The sequence below is a fragment of the Stenotrophomonas nitritireducens genome, from assembly GCF_001700965.1.
Lineage (GTDB): Bacteria > Pseudomonadota > Gammaproteobacteria > Xanthomonadales > Xanthomonadaceae > Stenotrophomonas > Stenotrophomonas nitritireducens_A.
This window is the reverse complement of record NZ_CP016756.1, coordinates 3560383-3576816: the sequence shown is the minus strand read 5'-3', so window position 1 is coordinate 3576816 and position 16434 is coordinate 3560383. Positions and strand designations below refer to the sequence as shown.

The following is a 16434-nucleotide window of genomic DNA, read 5'->3' as shown; positions in this document are numbered from 1 at the left end:
ACGCGGGAAAGGGCTGCCTTGCGTTCCTGTCAGCTAGCCGTCACCGGCCCCCATGATCAGAAGTTGTAACGCACCGACACATACCAGTTGCGCGGCAGACCGTAATACGCGGTCTGGATGTTGCCGACGCTGGCGAACTCCTGGCCTTCGGTCTTGTACTGCTTGTCGGTCAGGTTGCGCACGCCTGCGCGGACCTGCCAGGTCAGCTGCGACGAATCCCACACGCCGTATGCGCCCACCAGGGTGTAAGCGTCCTGGCTCAGCACCTTGCGGTTGTCCACCGACAGCCAAGTGTCGCCGCGATAGGACACGTCGCCGCCAAAGGTCAGGCTGCCGTTGTCACCCAGCGAGAACACATGCTGCAAGGCCACGCGGGCCGTCCAATCCGGCGAGAACGGCACGTGGTCGTGGTTCACGCTCGGGTCGTAGCCGGCGTAGGACGGATCAAGGCGGAAGTCCTCGAAACTGTCGTACTTGGCATCCATCCAGCCCAACTGCGCGCTCAGCGTGGTGGCTTCGCCCAGCAGTGCACTGCCTTCCAGCTCGATGCCCTTGATGTTGAGCTTGGCTGCGTTCAACACCGGGAAAGTGCCCACGTCCTGCGAAACACGTGCCTGGAAATCGCTGTAGTTGCTGTAGAACGCAGTGGCGGTACCGCGCATGCGGTGGTCGGCCGAGCTGCCCTTCAGGCCCAGCTCGTAGGTCCACACGTGTTCCGGGTCGAACTTGGCGTGCTCGGTGTCATACACCGTATTGGCACGGCCGTTGAAGCCACCGGACTTGAAGCCACGATTGGCCGACACATAGCCCATCAGGTTGTCGCTGAACTCCTTCTGCAGGCTGATCGACGGCGTCACCGCGGTCCATGAGGCCTTCGCATCGAAGGCAACCGTGCCGTTCAAAGCAGTGAACGGTGCGCCCCAGAACGTGCTGGTGGTGCGGTCGTAGTCCTTCTTGTCCTTGGTCCAGCGCACACCGGCCGCCACGGTCCAGGTCGGCACGAATTCCCAGTTGACGTGGGCGAACGCAGCAACCGAAGTGGTGGTCAGGTCGTCACCGATGGTGCGCAGGAACGGCACGCCAGCGCCCATGAACGAGAACAGATCGTCGGCATAGGCTTCCTGGTACGACGGCACGTTCTCCTTCATGTAGTACGCACCAAAAGTGGCGTGCAGGTTGGAGCCATTGTCGTAATGCAGCTGGAATTCCTGGCTCTTCTGGTTCTGGTCCAGTGCCACCAGCACATCGCCCAGCTCGTATTCGGAAGCGTCGATGTCGATATACGACTTGGTCTTGAGCTTGCGATAGGAGCTGATGCTCTTGAGCATGAACTGCTCGTTGATCTCCCATTCCATCGCCAGCGAGGCGCCGGAATGCTTCAGGTACTGGCCTTCGCCGTCCTTGAACGAGGTCTGCGCGCGGCGGTTCCACTTGCCGGTTTCACCCGGCTGCAACACGATCACGCCAGCAGGTGCCAGGCTGGTCTGCAGCAGCGGCGCCATCGGCCGGCCCAGGGTCAGCGCAGCGTCCTGCTTGGTGGTATCCAGCGACAACACCGCACTGAAATTATCAGTCGGCTTGTAGGCCAGCTTCATGCGCAGGGCTTCGGTGTCGTCGTCGTTGTAGCGCTTGCCGGTGACCGCATCCTTGACGTAGCCGTCATTGGTGATCTTGGCACCGGCAATGCTGCCGGCCAGCGTGTCGCTGAGCTTGCCCGAAACATAGAAGCGGCCTTCCAGGCGACCGTAGTCACCGGCCGTCACTTCCACCGCGCCGCCTTCATTGTCGAAGGGGTTCTTGGTGGTCAGCTTGATCGCGCCGCCGGTGGAATTCTTGCCGTACAGCGTGCCCTGCGGGCCGCGCAGCACTTCCAGCTGCTGGATGTCGAACAGCGAGAAGAGCGCGCCATTGATGCGCGAGTAGTACACGTCATCGACATACATGCCCACGCCCGGGTCGAAGGTCTGCAGCGCGTCCGGCTGGCCGATGCCGCGGATGAAGACGTTGACGCTGTTGGCCGAACCACGGCCCTGGGCGATGTTCATATTGGGCACGGCGCCCTGCAGGCCTTCCACGGTCGAGGCCTGCAGATCCTTGATCTGCTCCTCGCCGAAGGCGCTGACCGCCACCGGCACGTCCTGGATGGACTCGGTGCGGCGGCGTGCGGTTACGGTTACTTCGTCCAGCTGCGTGGCCTGGGTGCCTGCCGGCACTGCCTGCTGCTCCTGCGCCTGCACGAATGCAGCCGGTGCCAACAGAATGCCACCGATGGCGATACTCAGATACTTGCGCTTCATTGGTCTCCCTCCTCCCGGGTATGACGTAGCGGCATACGAGTGCCGCCATGGAGCGCACGTTAAAGGAGCGTTAGCCAGCCGCGTATAGTCCCTTCGTACAGTGGGCCGGACCGCCTGCGGTGCTGATACTCGCCGGCACTGTGTATTGGCCGGGAGCCCTGAATGTCGTTTCTGATCGTATTGGCGGCCCTGTGCTTCCTGATGTTTGTCGCCTACCGCGGCTACAGCGTGATCCTGTTCGCACCGGTGGCGGCGCTGGGCGCGGTGCTGCTGACCGACCCCACGCTGGTGCAGCCGATGTTCACCGGCTTGTTCATGGACAAGATGGTCGGCTTCCTGAAGTTGTACTTCCCGGTCTTCGTGCTGGGCGCCGTCTTCGGCAAGCTGATCGAGGTGTCGGGCTTTTCCAAGTCCATCGTCAGCGCCACCATCAAGCTGGTGGGCGCCAAGCGCGCGATGCTGTCGATCGTGCTGGTCTGCGCCCTGCTCACTTACGGCGGCGTATCGCTGTTCGTGGTGGTGTTTGCGGTCTATCCGTTCGCCGCCGAGCTGTTCCGCCAGAGCAACATTCCCAAGCGCCTGATCCCGGGCACCATCGCGCTGGGCGCCTTCACCTTCACCATGGACGCGCTGCCGGGCACCCCGCAGATCCAGAACATCATTCCCTCGGCATTCTTCGGCACCAACAGCTGGGCTGCACCCTGGCTGGGTGTGATCGGCACGGTGGTGATCCTGATCCTGGGCATGAGCTACCTGGAATGGCGCCGCCGTGCGGCCATGCGCAATGGCGAAGGCTATGCCGGTGCCAACGAGGAACTGCGCAACGAACCAGAACCCTTCCAGGGCCAGAACCTGGCGCATCCGCTGGTGGCGATCGCGCCGTTGATCCTGGTGGGCGTGGCCAACTTCCTGCTCACCCGCTGGATCCCCGGCTTCTATGGTGAAACCCAATCCTTCGTGCCGGCGGTGATCGGCAACCCGGCACCGGTGGTGCAGGAAGTATCCAAGATGGCAGCCATCTGGGCCGTACAGGGCGCGTTGCTGCTGGGCATCCTCAGTGTCATCGCCTTCGCCTGGAAGCCGGTGGTCGCCTCGTTCGCCGAGGGCACCAAATCGGCCATCGGCGGCGCCATGCTGGCCTCGATGAACACCGCTTCCGAATATGGTTTCGGCGCGGTGATTGCCGCCCTGCCCGGCTTCCTGGTGGTAGCCAACGCACTGGGTTCCATCCCCAACCCGCTGGTCAACGAAGCGGTTTCGGTCACCGCCATGGCCGGCATCACCGGCTCGGCCTCCGGTGGCATGAGCATCGCGCTGGCCGCCATGGCCGACAGCTTCATCGCCAATGCGCAGGCGGCGGGGATTCCGATGGAAGTGCTGCATCGCGTCGCCGCGATGGCCTCCGGCGGCATGGACACGCTGCCGCATAACGGCGCGGTGATAACCGTGCTTGCGGTAACCGGCCTCACCCACCGCCAGTCCTACAAGGACATCTTCGCCATCACCATCATCAAGACCCTGGCGGTGTTCGCGATCATTGGCGTGTACTACGCCACCGGCCTGGTCTGATCCGTTCCTACGCCCCCCACTCCAAGTGAAAGCCCCGGTAGCTCGGGTAAGCGCAGCGCACCCGGCGCTTTGCGAAGGGCCCCGGGTGCGCTTTGCTTACCCGGGCTACATCACTGCAGCTGGCTAACCGCCGCAGCCATGAGCTTTTCGCGCTATTGATCAAACAATTTCTGGGCGGTGATGCCTGTAACTCGAGCCTCATAGCCAGACAAATGAAAGCCTTGGTAGCCCGGGTAAGCGCAGCGCACCCGGGGGCTTTGCGAAGGGCCCCGGGTGCGCTGCGCTTACCCGGGCTACCTCACTGGCGGAGTTTCCATGCCGAGGGTGTTGTCAGCCTGCCCGGCTAGACAAAGCACGCCCGCGAGTTGCTCACGAACCGATGCCTGCAAAGGCCCCGGGTGCGCTGCGCTTACCCGGGCTACGCGACTATTTGTAGGAGCGGCGTCAGCCGCGAAGCAGATACAAAATCAGATCGCCCAACTGCCAATCGCCTCGGCACCACCAGCTTCGCGGCTCACGCCGCTCCCACAAACAACCGCAGCCCCGGCAGCAGCCGGGCAGCGGAGCCGAAAAACCCGAATCCCGGCTTTTACCGACCCGGAATTTCCAATCCTGATTTCCGGCTCAACGCCCAAAAACCAGCAAGGCCCAGGTTTCCCCGGGCCTTGCCGTTTCCAAAGAGTACAGACAGAAAAATCGCCCGGCTGCACGTCACTGTGCAACACCGGACGACCTCACATCCTTGTTGGCATCCTGCCAGCCCCCAGCGTCCTGCCCTTTTTGGGTTCCCGGTGATCCGCCTTCCTGGCGGGTCACTATCCGATTCCTTCCGCTCAGCGCCTCTCAACCGGCTGCGCAACTGCCGTCCCGGCAGCTTTCTTGGCAGGGGCAACTCCGGCCCTTGCTTCGATCAGGTCACGATTCCTTTCGACCGTCTTCAATCCGATTCCTTTCACCAGTGCCAGTTCCTCGACACTTCTGAAGGGGCCGTTGGCTTGTCTGTGCTCGATGATCGCCTGCGCCTTTGAAGGGCCAACGTTCACCAGGGCCTGATTCAGCTCCGCCGCGGAGGCGGTATTGATGTCGACCTTGTCCTTGGCGTGCGCCGTAAGGGTCAGCAACAATGCGAAAATCAGAGACTGCAGCGTCACGGTAAAAAGCTTCATCGCTGTACTCCTTGTGGCTTGGTGGTTGATTGGCTGGCTATCCCGCCGTCCGAATCAGTGTCCCGCGCCACATGAACCTAGAATATCCGGACCACGCCGCGCAGACAGCCAGCCAACTCCCCGGGCCCTTGTAGGAAAAGTCCTACAAAATCCACTGATGAAACCGTCGCAAGCCCGCTAAACAAGGGAGCGGCGTAGAATGGTTACACCTGACATTTCTACCGGAGATCCAGATGGACAGCGCCAAGATCGGCCAATTTCTCAGCGACAAGTGGGACAACGACATCGTCCCGCAACTGGTCGATTACATCCGCATCCCCAACAAGTCGCCGATGTTCGACGCCAACTGGGTCGCCAACGGCTACATGGATCAGGCCGTCAACCTGATGGAAAGCTGGGCCAAGGCGCAGAACATCCCCGGCCTGCAGGTCGAAGTGCTCCGTCTGGAAGGCCGCACGCCGTTGATCTTCCTGGAAATTCCGGCCACCGGCCCGGAAACCGGTGAAGACACCGTGCTGCTCTATGGTCACCTGGACAAACAGCCGGAAATGACCGGCTGGGACGAGGACCTGGGCCCGTGGAAGCCGGTGCTGCGCGATGACAAGCTGTACGGCCGCGGCGGCGCGGACGATGGCTACGCCATCTTCGGCTCGCTGGCAGCGGTATTGGCACTGCAGGAGCAGGGCCTGCCGCATGCGCGCTGCGTGATCCTGATCGAAGCCTGCGAAGAATCCGGCTCCTACGACCTGCCCGCTTACGTCGACCATCTGGCCGAGCGCATCGGCCAGCCGTCGTTGGTGGTCTGCCTGGATTCGGGCTGCGCCAATTACGACCAGCTGTGGTGCACCACCTCGCTGCGCGGCCTGACCGGCGGCAACTTCACCGTCAAGGTACTCAACGAGGGCGTGCACTCCGGTGATGCCTCCGGCGTGGTGCCGTCCAGCTTCCGCCTGCTGCGCCAGCTGCTGTCGCGCATCGAGGACGAGAAGACCGGCCGCATCCTGCTCGACGGCCTGCATGTGGACGTCCCGGCCGAACGCCTGGAACAGGCTAAGCGTGCCGCCGACGTGGTTGATACCGCCATCTTCGACAAGTTCCCGCTGGTCGACGGCCTCAAGCCGATGAGCGAGGACCTGACCGAGCTTGTGCTCAACCGCACCTGGCGCCCGGCCCTGTCGGTCACCGGCATCGGCGGCATGCCGCCGCTGGAATCGGCCGGCAACGTGCTGCGCCCGGAAACCTCGGTGAAGCTGTCGCTGCGCCTGCCGCCGACCGCCAACGGCAAGGCCTGCGGCGAGCTGCTGAAGGAAGCCCTGCTGCGTGACCCGCCGAACGGCGCCCACGTCAGCCTGGATCTGGAAAAGGCGTCCACCGGCTGGAATGCACCGGCGATGGCCTCGTGGCTGGAAAAGTCCATCGACGACGCCAGCCAGGCGTTCTTCGGCAAGCCGGCCATGTACATGGGCGAAGGCGGATCGATCCCGTTCATGGGCATGCTGGGCGAGAAGTTCCCGGGTGCGCAGTTCATGATCACCGGCGTGCTGGGCCCGCATTCCAATGCGCATGGTCCGAACGAGTTCCTGCACATCCCGATGGGCAAGCGCGTGACCTCGTGCGTGTCCAAGGTGCTGTTCGACCACCACGCCGCCAGCCTGCGCGGCGAGACCAGCGGTTCGCCGGTTGCTGACGACAGCGGCACCCGCCACGGCGGCCACGGCTGCTGCTGATCGTCTGCAGTTTGACGGTTGGATGACGAACGCAGCCTGGCCTTGCTAGGCTGCGTTTTTATTTGCCAAGGACCAGAACATGAGCGGATTGTTTGGCAGCGACAGCTGGCTGTACATCATCCTGATCGGTTTCTTCGTCGGCCTGCTGGGGCGCTTCTTCATGCCCGGCAACAACCGCTTGGGCTGCCTGTTGACCATCGTGCTCGGTATCGCCGGTGCGGTATTCGCCGGCTGGTTCGGGCGTGAGATGGGCTGGTATTCGGCAGGGCAGCCGGCCGGCTTCGTCGGCGCCATCATCGGCGCGATAGTGCTGCTGGCGTTGCTGCGCTTGATCAGCGGCGGCAAGAAGCGCTGATTTCCATCCAACGGCGCCTGCGGGCGCCGCAACTTTGTAGTGTCCATGAACGATCCCGCTTCCGATCCACTGCGCACCGAACAACGCCGGCAGTGGGCCGCCGCTGCGCTCGGCGACCCCACCACCTCCCTGGAACGTGCATCGGTCGATGCCGGCTTCCGCAGCTACTGGCGAACCACCAGCACGCGCGGCAGCCATATCGTGATGGATTCGCCGCCGGGCCTGGAGGATGTGCGCCCGTGGCTGCGCATGCACGACCTGCTCGAAACCCACAGCGTACGTGTGCCGCAGGTATTGGCGCGCGAAGTCGACAATGGCTTCCTGCTACTGGAAGACCTGGGCGGCCCCACCCTCGCCCGCTTCATCAGCGATGACACGGCCGATGCGTGGTTCGAGGCCAGCTTCGCGCAGCTGATCCGGCTGCAATCGATTCCCGTGCCCGAGGGTATGGGTTCGTTCGGGGAAGCGCTGCTGCAACGCGACGCCGGCCTGTTTGAAGAATGGTTCGTGCAACGTCACCTCGGCCTGCAGCTGGATTGCGGCGAAAGCGAGCAGCTGCAACTCGTGCAGCGGCGCTTGATGGATAACGCATTGAACCAACCGCAGGTACTGACCCATCGCGATTTCATGCCGCGCAACCTGATGCCGGTCGACGGCGGTCCGGCGGTGCTGGATTTCCAGGACCTGGTCAGCGGCCCGATTGCCTACGACCCCGCCAGTCTGTTCAAGGATGCCTTCCTGAGTTGGCCGCTGGAAAAAGTCGACACCTGGCTTGCCCGCTACCACGCCAAAGCCACCGCTGCGGGCCTGCCGCTGCGGCCATGGCCGCTGTTCCTGCGCGATGCCGACTGGATGGGCGTGCAGCGCCATCTGAAGATCCTCGGCATCTTCGTGCGGCTGCGTGACCGTGACGGCAAGAGCCATTACTTCCAGGACGCACCGCGCTTCATCCGTTACCTGGATGAAGTGCTGCCGCGCTACCCGGAGCTGGCGCCATTGCAGGAATTGTTCGAGCGCCGCTTCAAGCCGGCGATGGCTGCCAAGGCCGCCGCATGAAGGCCTTGATCTTCGCCGCCGGACTGGGCGAGCGCATGCGCCCGCTTACCGACCACACCCCAAAGCCGCTGCTGCGCGTGGCAGGCACGCCATTGATCGAATGGCATCTGCAGCGCCTGGCTGCGCTCGGCATCCGCGACGCGGTGGTCAATACCAGTTGGTTGGCCGCGCAGTTCCCGCAGACGCTGGGTGACGGCAGCCGCTGGAACCTGCGCCTGCACTATCTGTACGAAGGCCCGGTGCCGTTGGAAACCGGCGGCGGTATGCACAATGCCCTGCCCTTGCTTGGCGATGCGCCCTTCCTGGCGGTCAACGGTGATATCTGGAGCGATTTTGATTTCGCGGCGCTGCCGCGCGAACCGAAGGGCAAGGCGCATCTGCTGATGGTCGACAACCCGGACCATCACCCGCGCGGTGATTTCATCCTGAGCGCCGACGGCCAGCTGCACGACAATGGCGATGTGCCACGTCTGACCTTTGCCGGCATCGGCGTGTACCGGCCGCAGTTGCTGCAGGATTGGCAGGCGGTGATTGGCGATGCGGATGGCAGCGCAGAAACGCCGCCGCGTTTCAAGCTGGCGCCGCTGCTGCGTGCAGCGATGGCCAACCATGCAGTCAGCGGCCAGCATCACCAAGGCCGCTGGACCGACGTAGGCACGCCCGAACGCCTGCAGCAGCTGGACAAGCAGCTTGTGGGAGCGGTGTAAACCGCGAAGCTGCTGCAGGATCAGAAACTGCGCTGTGTGCAATCGCAGCTAAGCCTGGCTGTTTTCGCATCGCCAGCTTCGCGGCTGACGCCGCTCCTACAACAGCGTGCGCATCCCTTTGTGGGAGCGGTGTAAACCGCGAAGCCACTGAAGGATCAAAAGCAGCGCTATGTGCAATCGCGGGTATATCTGGCTGTTGTTGCATCGCCAGCTTCGCGGCTTTCGCTGTTCCCACAAAAAAAACGCCCGCTGATCCAGCCCTCAACCCGGCCCGTTCTCCAGCACGCGCTTCAGGAACGGCACGGTGATCCGGCGCTTGGCTGCGAGTGATTCGCGGTCCAGCCTTTCCAGCAAGGTCACCAGCCCGCTCAGGTCGCGACCAGTGCGGGTCAGCAGCCAGTCCAGGGTGGCCTCGTCCATCACCAGCCCACGGCGCACCGAGCGCTCACGCAGCACCGCGCCACGGCCTTCGGCATCGAGCGGTTCCAGGGTGATGCGGCTGCATTGCGACAGCCGCGAACGCAGGTCGGGCAGCACCAGGCCCAGGCCATCGGGCGGCAGCCGCGAGGTGTAGATAACGGTCACATCGGCGGCGCGGGCGCGGTTATGGAATTCGAACAGGGTGACTTCCTGCTCGCGGCGGCCGGCGACATATTCCAGTCCGTCCAGCGCCAGCACATCGTGCCCTTCCAGTGCTTCCAGCGCGTCCTGCAGGCGGGTGCCTGCGGCCTGCAGGGGCAGATAGGCCGGACGCCGGCCGGCCTGCAACGCGGCCGCGCAGGTGGCCAAGGCAAGATGCGTCTTGCCGGTGGCGCCCGCGCCAACCAGATAGATCCAGTCCTTGCTGCTGCCATTGGCGACGGCGCGCAACTGCGGCAGCGCGCCTTCCGGTGCACCGATGAACGTTTCAAAGCGCTGGTCTGGCGGGTAACGCAAGGCCAGCGGTAACTGCGGCACACTCACTTAGGTTCTACATCCTTCGACACGATGCTCAGGTCCGCGGGCACTTCAATGCTGCGCGGGTCCAGGACTATCGTCGGCCCGTGGCCTGCATACAACTCACTTTGGCGATAACGCTGGTGCGCATAGCGCAGCAGGACGTTGATCACCGCCGCTGCCGGCAGCGCCAGCAGCATTCCCAGGAAGCCAAACAACTGGCCACCTGCCATTACCGCAAAAATCACCGCAACCGGGTGCAGGCCAATTTTGTCACCGACGATGCGCGGCGTCAGCACATAGCTTTCCAGCAACTGGCCGACGGTGAACACAATGCCCACCAACAGCAGCAACTGCAGGTCAAAACCCTGCGACTGCACCAGCGCCGCGAGCACCGCCAGCACTACCCCGGTGGTTGCGCCCAGGTAGGGAATGAAGCTGATCAAGCCGGCAATCAAGCCGATCAACAACCCCAGATTCAAGCCCACCAGGCTCAAGCCGGCCGCATACACCACGCCCAGCGCGATCATCACCACGATCTGGCCGCGGATGAAGGCGCCCAGCACATCGTTGGATTCACGCGCCAGCCGCGACACCACTTCGATATGGTTGCGCGGAATCAGGGATGCAACCCGCTCGACCAGCTTGTCCCAGTCGCGCAGGAAGTAATACGCCAGGATCGGCAACAGGGCCAGGTTGACCACCCAGGCCACCATCGCAAAGCCCGAGCGCGACACGTAGCCGAAGAAGGTGGTGGCAACGCCGCCGGCCTGCTGCCAATGGCTGCGCACCCAGTCAAACAGGCGGCCGGGGTCCAGCCAGGCCATGATTTCCAGGCCGGTCTTCTGCTCGATCCACGGGATCGCGGTATCCATCAACCATTGCTGCCCCTGCGGCAGGGCCGCGACCAGGGTGATGATCTGGCGCTGGATCAGCGGCACCAGGATCAGCAGTGCCAAGGCCACCAGCAGGATCATCAGCACGAACACCAGCACCACTGCGGTGTTGCGCGAGCGCCCGCTGGCTTCCAGCCGGTCCACCAGTGGATCGCCCAGCCAGGCCAGCATCAAGGCGACCACGAACGGGGTCAGCACCGGTGCCAGCAGCCAGGTCACCCACAGCCCGAACGCGGTCAGCACGACCCACTTGAGGCGGCGTAGAAACAGCGCGATTTCCATTTCCGCTGTATCGGTACTCATCGAATGCGGTACTCCGCGCGGCGGTTGCCGCTGTTCTGATCGGTCGATGCATCGGCATCCTCCGCATCCACCGCACCCACCGGCTGCAGGGCGGCATCGCGGCCGAGCATGCGGTTGAAGCCAGGCAGGCCGCTCATCAATTCCACATCCAGCTCCAGACGGTCGCCCGAGGCCTGGATCGGCATGATCGACTTGACCACCGCCACGCTCTGCAAGGTGGCTGCCAGGCGCAGATAGTCGTCCGCGCTGCGGATGCCGCTGACCACGATCCGGTAGACACCGGCCGCGCCCGCCGCCGGCGCCTTGGCATAGCGCTTCACCAGCGCATCTGCGGCACCGTCGGCACCGCCCGCCATCGCCCGCCGCGCATCGCCATCGTTGGTGGTCCAGCGCGACAGCTCACGGCCGTTGTCGACAAACACCCAATCGGCAACCCAACCGCCGCCTTTGCCGCGGTACAGCTTACCCATCAGCTGCATCGGCGGCGAATAACGTGCCGAGGCCCGGGCGATGGCTGCCGTGTCCTGGCGCCAGATCGCGCCCACCAGGGCCTGTTCGGCCGCGCCGCCGGCGGGCAGGCCCAGCTTGAAGCCGCGTTCAACCGCGCGGTCCAGCAAGGGCCGCGCCGCATTGGATTGCGGCACGCCGACCAGGCGCGGGCCACTGCCATCGTCGATGGCCATCCACACCACCGGCTTGGGACGCGGCTGCGGCCACACCGGCAAGCCCAACGCGGCTACCAGCCCATCCACGTCGTCCTGGCGGAAACGCGCCACCAGCATGGTACGGAAGCTGGGTGCGCCGCTGGCACTGACGCTCTGGTCCTGGCGGTAGTCGTAGCTCTCGACCATGTCCTTGGCGCTGCGCAGGGCCTGCGCGACGCCCGGGCGGGCCAGGGCGCTGCGGTCGCCCGACAGCTTGGCCAGCACCGCGCCCAGCGCGCGCGCCAGCCCGCCGCTGCGGTCGGCCTCGCTTTGGCTGTTGACCGGCACTTCGGCCTCATAGGCACTACGGGCGCCGGCGACGTCCCCTTCGGTACGCATGCCGGACGACTGTGCCTGCACCAATGAAATGGGCAGACAGAGCGCCAGAAACAGGATTGTGACCAGGCTGCGGCGCATTGAAATTTCCATTGCTCGACGATTCCGGAGGGAATTGTTGCCCGAATGGGGCCTTCACGCCAACGTGGCCTGTTAAAATCGCCCGTTCACCCCGCCAGTGCAGCCGCCCGTGACCAGCCCCTCGACCTCTGCGAACTCTCCCCTGACCTACCGTGACGCCGGTGTCGACATCGACGCGGGCAACGAACTGGTCGAGCGCATCAAGCCGCTGGTAAAGCGCAGCTTCCGCCCGGAGGTGATGGGCGGACTCGGCGGCTTCGGCGCCTTGTTCGACCTCTCCAACAAGTACCGCGAGCCGGTCCTGGTGTCCGGCACCGACGGCGTCGGCACCAAGCTGAAGCTGGCACAACAGCTGGGCCGGCATGACACGATCGGCATCGATCTGGTCGCCATGTGCGTCAACGACGTGCTGGTGCAGGGCGCCGAGCCGCTGTTCTTCCTGGATTATTTCGCCACCGGCAAGCTGGACATCGACACCGCTGCGGCCGTGGTCGGCGGCATCGCCAATGGCTGCACCGAGGCCGGTTGCGCGCTGATCGGCGGCGAAACCGCTGAAATGCCCGACATGTACGCCCCGGGCGAATACGACCTGGCCGGCTTCACCGTCGCCGGTGTGGAAAAGAGCGAGCTGAAGGACGGCTCGGCCGTTGCCATGGGCGACGTGCTGATCGGCATTGCCTCCTCCGGCCCGCACTCCAACGGGTATTCGCTGGTGCGCCGCATCTATGAACGCGCCGGCAGCCCGGCCGAGCTGGTGCTGGAAGACGGCGTCAAGCTGGTCGATGCGCTGATGGCGCCGACCCGCCTGTACGTCAAGCCGATCCTGTCGCTGCTCAAGACCCACGGCGCGGCCGTGCATGGCATGGCCCACGTCACCGGCGGCGGCCTGACCGAGAACATCATCCGCGTGGTACCCGAAGGCCTGGGCCTGAACATCGACGCCAGCAGCTGGACGCTGCCGCCGGTGTTCCAGTGGCTGCAGCGCGAAGGCAATGTGGCCGACAGCGAGATGTGGCGCACCTTCAACTGCGGCATCGGCTTCGTGCTGCTGGTGCCGGCCGACCAGGTCGCCGCCATCAACGGCACGCTGGATACGCTGGGCCTGGCGCACTGGCAGATTGGTGAAGTGGTGGCTGAAAACGGCGCTGAACGCGTCCACATCGGCTGAGCCAACGCCTCCATGACAGCCGCCAAGAAGGCCGCCTTCATCGGCGTGCTTGTTGTATTCGCGCTTACCTGGATCAAACCGCTATGGCCTGTGGAACAGGCCCTGCACAGCTCGCTGACCGTGCTCGGCCTGCTCGCGCTGTGGTGGGTTGACCGCCGCTGGCCGCTGGGCAATGGCGCCTTCATCGCCATCTGCGGCTTCATCCTGCTGCATTGCATTGGCGCGCGCTGGCTGTATTCCAATATTCCCTATGACCAATGGGCGCAGGCGCTGTTTGGCTGGTCGCCGAACGCCGCCTTCGGCTGGGAACGCAATCACTTCGACCGGCTGATCCATCTGCTGTACGGCATCTGCTTCACTCCGGCGCTGACCGAGCTGACGCGCCGCGCCTGGCCGGCGCTGCGCCTGGGCCAGGCGTTCACGCTGGCGGTGATGACCATCATGTGCAGCAGCCTGGCCTACGAATGGCTGGAATGGGGCATTGCCCTGGCCCTGTCACCGGAAGCGGCCGAGGCCTACAACGGCCAGCAGGGCGACATCTGGGATGCGCATGCCGACATGCTGCTGGCCACCCTCGGCAGCCTGGCGCTGTGGCCGCTGCTGCGGAAATCCCGCGCATGAGCAGCCTGCCCCGCCTCGCCGTGCTTGCCTCCGGGCGTGGCAGCAACCTGCAATGCCTGCTTGATGCGATTGCCGCCGGCCAGCTGGCAGCACAGGTTGTGGGTGTGTTCTCCGACAAACCTGGTGCTGCCGCACTGGACAAGGTGGCTCCGGAGCAGCGCTGGGCCCGCTCGCCCAGGGATTTTGCCGACCGCGAGGCCTTTGACAGCGCCTTGGCCGATGCGCTGGCCGCCAGCCAGCCGGACTGGATCATCTGCGCCGGCTACATGCGCATCCTCGGCGCCGCCTTCGTGCAGCGCTTCAGCGGCCGGCTGATCAACATCCACCCCTCGCTGCTGCCGCTGCACAAGGGCTTGCACACCCATGCGCAGGCAATCGCCGGTGGCCATGCCGAACACGGGGCGAGCGTGCATTTCGTAGTGCCTGAACTGGATGCCGGCGCGGTGATCGCCCAGGCCCGCGTACCAGTGCTGCCGGGCGACAGTGCCGAAACGCTGGCCAAGCGCGTGCTGGCGGTCGAGCACCCGCTGCTGCTGGCCAGCGTGCAGCTGCTGGCGGCCGGGCGCCTTGCTGAACAGGGCGGCGTGGTTCAATTCGACGGTCAGTCCCTGTTTAGCCCACTGCGCCTAGATTCCGCCGGAACTCTCCACCGCTGATCCGCACATGCTGCTGATGTGTGGTTTGGCATGATCTCCCCCCTTCTCTCGTGCCCACTTGCCCGCATGGCCATAGCGCTTTTCAAACCCCTGGTTTTGACCGCTCTGCTGGTATCGGCCCTCAGCCATGCCCAGGAAACGCCTGCACCTGCACCGGCGCCACCGCCAGCAGCACCGGCCTTGCCGGCACTGGAGTGGACCCCGCCCGCATTGGAACCGTTCGTCGCCACCTACCAGGCCCTGTACAAGGGCAAGGAAGCCGGCGATGCCACCTTGCGCGTGGTCCACAGCAGCGAGGCACAGTGGCGGGTGGACATGGCCGTGCGCGGCAAACGCGGCTTTGCCAGCATCCTCGGGCTGAACATCGAGCAGAGCACGGTGTTCAACAACGAAGGCAGCGTCTATACCCCGCTGAGCCAGAGCACAGTCAAAAAAGCCCTGTTCATGGGCAAGAAAGTCACCGGCGTCTATAACTGGCAGGCAGGTACCGCGCAGTGGCAGGGTGATCTGAAGGAGGAGCGGCAACGTCCCATTCCGCTGCAGCGCGGCGACCAGAGTGCGTTGCTGTTGAACCTGTCGTTGATGCGCGATGCGCGCCCGGGCCAGGCCCTGCAGTACCGCTATGTCGATGTTGGCCGGGTGCGTCAGTACGAGTACCGCGCTGCCGACACTACCGAAAACGTACAGGTGGGTGATCTCAGCTATGACGCCCTGCGGGTCTACCGCACCAATGGCGGCAATGATGAAACCATCCTTTGGATTGCCAACGGCGTACCCACGCCGGTGCGCATCCTGCAACGCAAAGATGGGCAGGACGAGATCGACCTGCGCCTGATCGAATATCAAGGAGCCTGAGCATGAAGCATTCCCGTAGCCCCCTGCGTTTCCTCGCGGCCGCCGCCTTGGCTGCGGCCAGCCTGCCGGCATTGGCCATCGAGCCGTTTACCGCCAATTACCAGGCCAGCTACATGGGCATGCAGGCCAACGGCGTGATGACGGTCGCTCCTGCCGGCAACAACCAATGGCGTTACAGCCTGCAGATCAAGAACCCGATGGCCGACCTGAGCCAGGCAACCGTGTTCGACGAGCACGGCGGCAAGCTGCGCCCGCTCAGCAGCCACGATCGCTCGGTGGTGCTGATCAAGCGCAAGCAGGTGGATGCTCGCTATGACTGGAGCAGCAACCAGGCCACCTGGACCGGCGATGTGAAGCCGGAACGCGCCGGCCCGATTCGTCTGCAGAATGGCGACATGGATGCATTGCTGATCAACCTGGCCATCGCCCGCGACGTCACCGATGGCAAGCCCTTGAACTACCGCATGGTCGACGATGGCCGCATCAAGCCGATGACCTACCGGGTGATCGGCAAGGAAACCATGACCATCGCCGGCAAGCAGCAGGAAGCCACCAAGGTGTCGCGCGTGGATGGCAACAAGGAACAGATCGCCTGGATCGTGCCCGGCATGCCGGTGCCGGCACGCCTGCTGCAGCGTGAGAACGGCCAGGACGCACTGGACCTGACCATCAAGTCGATCCAGTAAGCACCTGTAGTGCCGAGCCATGCTCGGCAATGGGCTCTACCGGTGACGCCTCTGCCGAGCATGGCTCGGCACTACAGAAGGCGCGCATTGTGGGAGCGGCGTAAGCCGCGAAGCTGAAGCTGCATCAGCGCGCGAAGTGCTTACCCCTCCCCAACCCTCCCCTTCGCTACGCGAAAGGGAGGGAGCAGATCGTGCCGAGCCATGCTCGGCAGCGGGCTCTACCGGTGATGCCTCTGCCGAGCATGGCTCGGCACTACAGAAGACGCGCCTTGTGGGAGCGGCATAAGCCGCGAAGCTGACGCTGCGTCAGCGCGC

Annotated in this window: 15 protein-coding genes; 10 read left to right on the top strand and 5 right to left on the bottom strand. The window is 64.3% G+C overall.

Annotation, left to right across the window (positions count from 1 at the left end):
- Window positions 1-56: 56 nt before the first annotated feature.
- A complete protein-coding gene (locus BCV67_RS15295; protein WP_062168686.1) occupies window positions 57-2297 on the bottom strand; it encodes a TonB-dependent receptor in 2241 nt (746 codons plus the stop codon).
- Window positions 2298-2459: 162 nt separating this feature from the next.
- Here BCV67_RS15295 and BCV67_RS15290 point away from each other — a divergent pair, with 162 nt between their 5' ends.
- On the top strand, window positions 2460-3866 hold the full coding sequence (locus tag BCV67_RS15290; protein WP_062168688.1) for a GntP family permease: 1407 nt from the start codon (window positions 2460-2462) through the stop codon (window positions 3864-3866).
- An 833-nt stretch (window positions 3867-4699) separates the two neighbouring features.
- Here the strand turns inward: BCV67_RS15290 and BCV67_RS15285 are convergent.
- The gene (locus tag BCV67_RS15285; protein ID WP_062168690.1) at window positions 4700-5032 is read right to left on the bottom strand and encodes a ComEA family DNA-binding protein; all 333 of its coding nucleotides are present in this window, start codon (window positions 5030-5032) and stop codon (window positions 4700-4702) included.
- 233 nt (window positions 5033-5265) lie between these two features.
- Here BCV67_RS15285 and BCV67_RS15280 point away from each other — a divergent pair, with 233 nt between their 5' ends.
- The 4 genes from BCV67_RS15280 (at window position 5266) to murU (ending at window position 8877) form a co-directional block, all read left to right on the top strand.
- On the top strand, window positions 5266-6759 hold the full coding sequence (locus BCV67_RS15280; RefSeq protein WP_062168692.1) for a M20 family metallopeptidase: 1494 nt from the start codon (window positions 5266-5268) through the stop codon (window positions 6757-6759).
- Window positions 6760-6838: 79 nt separating this feature from the next.
- Window positions 6839-7114, top strand: a complete 276-nt coding sequence (locus BCV67_RS15275) for a GlsB/YeaQ/YmgE family stress response membrane protein (protein ID WP_062168694.1) — start codon at window positions 6839-6841, stop codon at window positions 7112-7114.
- Window positions 7115-7159: 45 nt separating this feature from the next.
- Window positions 7160-8170, top strand: coding sequence for an aminoglycoside phosphotransferase family protein (locus BCV67_RS15270; protein ID WP_062168696.1), 1011 nt, complete (start codon window positions 7160-7162; stop codon window positions 8168-8170).
- Window positions 8167-8877 (top strand): N-acetylmuramate alpha-1-phosphate uridylyltransferase MurU, encoded by a 711-nt coding sequence (gene murU, locus BCV67_RS15265; RefSeq protein WP_062168698.1) that lies wholly within the window; start codon window positions 8167-8169, stop codon window positions 8875-8877. The genes BCV67_RS15270 and murU overlap by 4 nt, the downstream gene beginning before the upstream one ends.
- Window positions 8878-9138: 261 nt before the next feature.
- Here the strand turns inward: murU and hda are convergent, their stop codons facing one another.
- Genes hda through BCV67_RS15250 form a run of 3 tightly spaced genes read right to left on the bottom strand, consistent with a single transcriptional unit; the run spans window position 9139 to window position 12145 of the window.
- A complete protein-coding gene (gene hda / locus BCV67_RS15260) occupies window positions 9139-9840 on the bottom strand; it encodes a DnaA regulatory inactivator Hda (protein ID WP_062168700.1) in 702 nt (233 codons plus the stop codon).
- The gene (locus BCV67_RS15255; RefSeq protein WP_062168702.1) at window positions 9837-11012 is read right to left on the bottom strand and encodes an AI-2E family transporter; all 1176 of its coding nucleotides are present in this window, start codon (window positions 11010-11012) and stop codon (window positions 9837-9839) included. Before BCV67_RS15255 ends, hda begins: the two co-directional genes overlap by 4 nt.
- Window positions 11009-12145, bottom strand: a complete 1137-nt coding sequence (locus tag BCV67_RS15250; protein ID WP_082746586.1) for a DUF2066 domain-containing protein — start codon at window positions 12143-12145, stop codon at window positions 11009-11011. Before BCV67_RS15250 ends, BCV67_RS15255 begins: the two co-directional genes overlap by 4 nt.
- A gap of 97 nt (window positions 12146-12242) precedes the next feature.
- Between BCV67_RS15250 and purM the strand changes: the two genes are divergently transcribed.
- The 5 genes from purM to BCV67_RS15225 all read left to right on the top strand — a co-directional run bounded on the left by purM (window position 12243) and on the right by BCV67_RS15225 (window position 16119).
- Window positions 12243-13301 (top strand): phosphoribosylformylglycinamidine cyclo-ligase, encoded by a 1059-nt coding sequence (purM, locus tag BCV67_RS15245; RefSeq protein ID WP_062171675.1) that lies wholly within the window; start codon window positions 12243-12245, stop codon window positions 13299-13301.
- 12 nt (window positions 13302-13313) lie between these two features.
- Window positions 13314-13922 carry a DUF2238 domain-containing protein gene (locus tag BCV67_RS15240; protein ID WP_062168706.1) on the top strand — a complete coding sequence of 203 codons (609 nt, stop codon included), beginning with the start codon at window positions 13314-13316 and terminating at the stop codon, window positions 13920-13922.
- Window positions 13919-14578: a phosphoribosylglycinamide formyltransferase gene (gene purN / locus BCV67_RS15235; RefSeq protein ID WP_062168710.1), complete on the top strand. Its 660-nt coding sequence runs from the start codon at window positions 13919-13921 to the stop codon at window positions 14576-14578. Before BCV67_RS15240 ends, purN begins: the two co-directional genes overlap by 4 nt.
- 66 nt (window positions 14579-14644) lie before the next feature.
- Window positions 14645-15433 carry a DUF3108 domain-containing protein gene (locus BCV67_RS15230; protein WP_062168712.1) on the top strand — a complete coding sequence of 263 codons (789 nt, stop codon included), beginning with the start codon at window positions 14645-14647 and terminating at the stop codon, window positions 15431-15433.
- 2 nt (window positions 15434-15435) lie between these two features.
- On the top strand, window positions 15436-16119 hold the full coding sequence (locus BCV67_RS15225) for a DUF3108 domain-containing protein (protein ID WP_062168714.1): 684 nt from the start codon (window positions 15436-15438) through the stop codon (window positions 16117-16119).
- Window positions 16120-16434: the final 315 nt, after the last annotated feature.

What these genes read in the sequence shown, in the direction of transcription:
- BCV67_RS15255 (WP_062168702.1), bottom strand. Translation starts at nt 11,012, where the DNA reads ATGAGTACCGATACAGCGGAAATGGAAATCGCGCTGTTTCTACGCCGC.
- BCV67_RS15230 (WP_062168712.1), top strand. Translation starts at nt 14,645, where the DNA reads ATGGCCATAGCGCTTTTCAAACCCCTGGTTTTGACCGCTCTGCTGGTA.
- purN (WP_062168710.1), top strand. Translation starts at nt 13,919, where the DNA reads ATGAGCAGCCTGCCCCGCCTCGCCGTGCTTGCCTCCGGGCGTGGCAGC.
- BCV67_RS15270 (WP_062168696.1), top strand. Translation starts at nt 7,160, where the DNA reads ATGAACGATCCCGCTTCCGATCCACTGCGCACCGAACAACGCCGGCAG.
- BCV67_RS15280 (WP_062168692.1), top strand. Translation starts at nt 5,266, where the DNA reads ATGGACAGCGCCAAGATCGGCCAATTTCTCAGCGACAAGTGGGACAAC.
- BCV67_RS15290 (WP_062168688.1), top strand. Translation starts at nt 2,460, where the DNA reads ATGTCGTTTCTGATCGTATTGGCGGCCCTGTGCTTCCTGATGTTTGTC.
- BCV67_RS15250 (WP_082746586.1), bottom strand. Translation starts at nt 12,145, where the DNA reads ATGGAAATTTCAATGCGCCGCAGCCTGGTCACAATCCTGTTTCTGGCG.
- BCV67_RS15225 (WP_062168714.1), top strand. Translation starts at nt 15,436, where the DNA reads ATGAAGCATTCCCGTAGCCCCCTGCGTTTCCTCGCGGCCGCCGCCTTG.
- murU (WP_062168698.1), top strand. Translation starts at nt 8,167, where the DNA reads ATGAAGGCCTTGATCTTCGCCGCCGGACTGGGCGAGCGCATGCGCCCG.
- BCV67_RS15240 (WP_062168706.1), top strand. Translation starts at nt 13,314, where the DNA reads ATGACAGCCGCCAAGAAGGCCGCCTTCATCGGCGTGCTTGTTGTATTC.
- BCV67_RS15275 (WP_062168694.1), top strand. Translation starts at nt 6,839, where the DNA reads ATGAGCGGATTGTTTGGCAGCGACAGCTGGCTGTACATCATCCTGATC.
- BCV67_RS15295 (WP_062168686.1), bottom strand. Translation starts at nt 2,297, where the DNA reads ATGAAGCGCAAGTATCTGAGTATCGCCATCGGTGGCATTCTGTTGGCA.
- BCV67_RS15285 (WP_062168690.1), bottom strand. Translation starts at nt 5,032, where the DNA reads ATGAAGCTTTTTACCGTGACGCTGCAGTCTCTGATTTTCGCATTGTTG.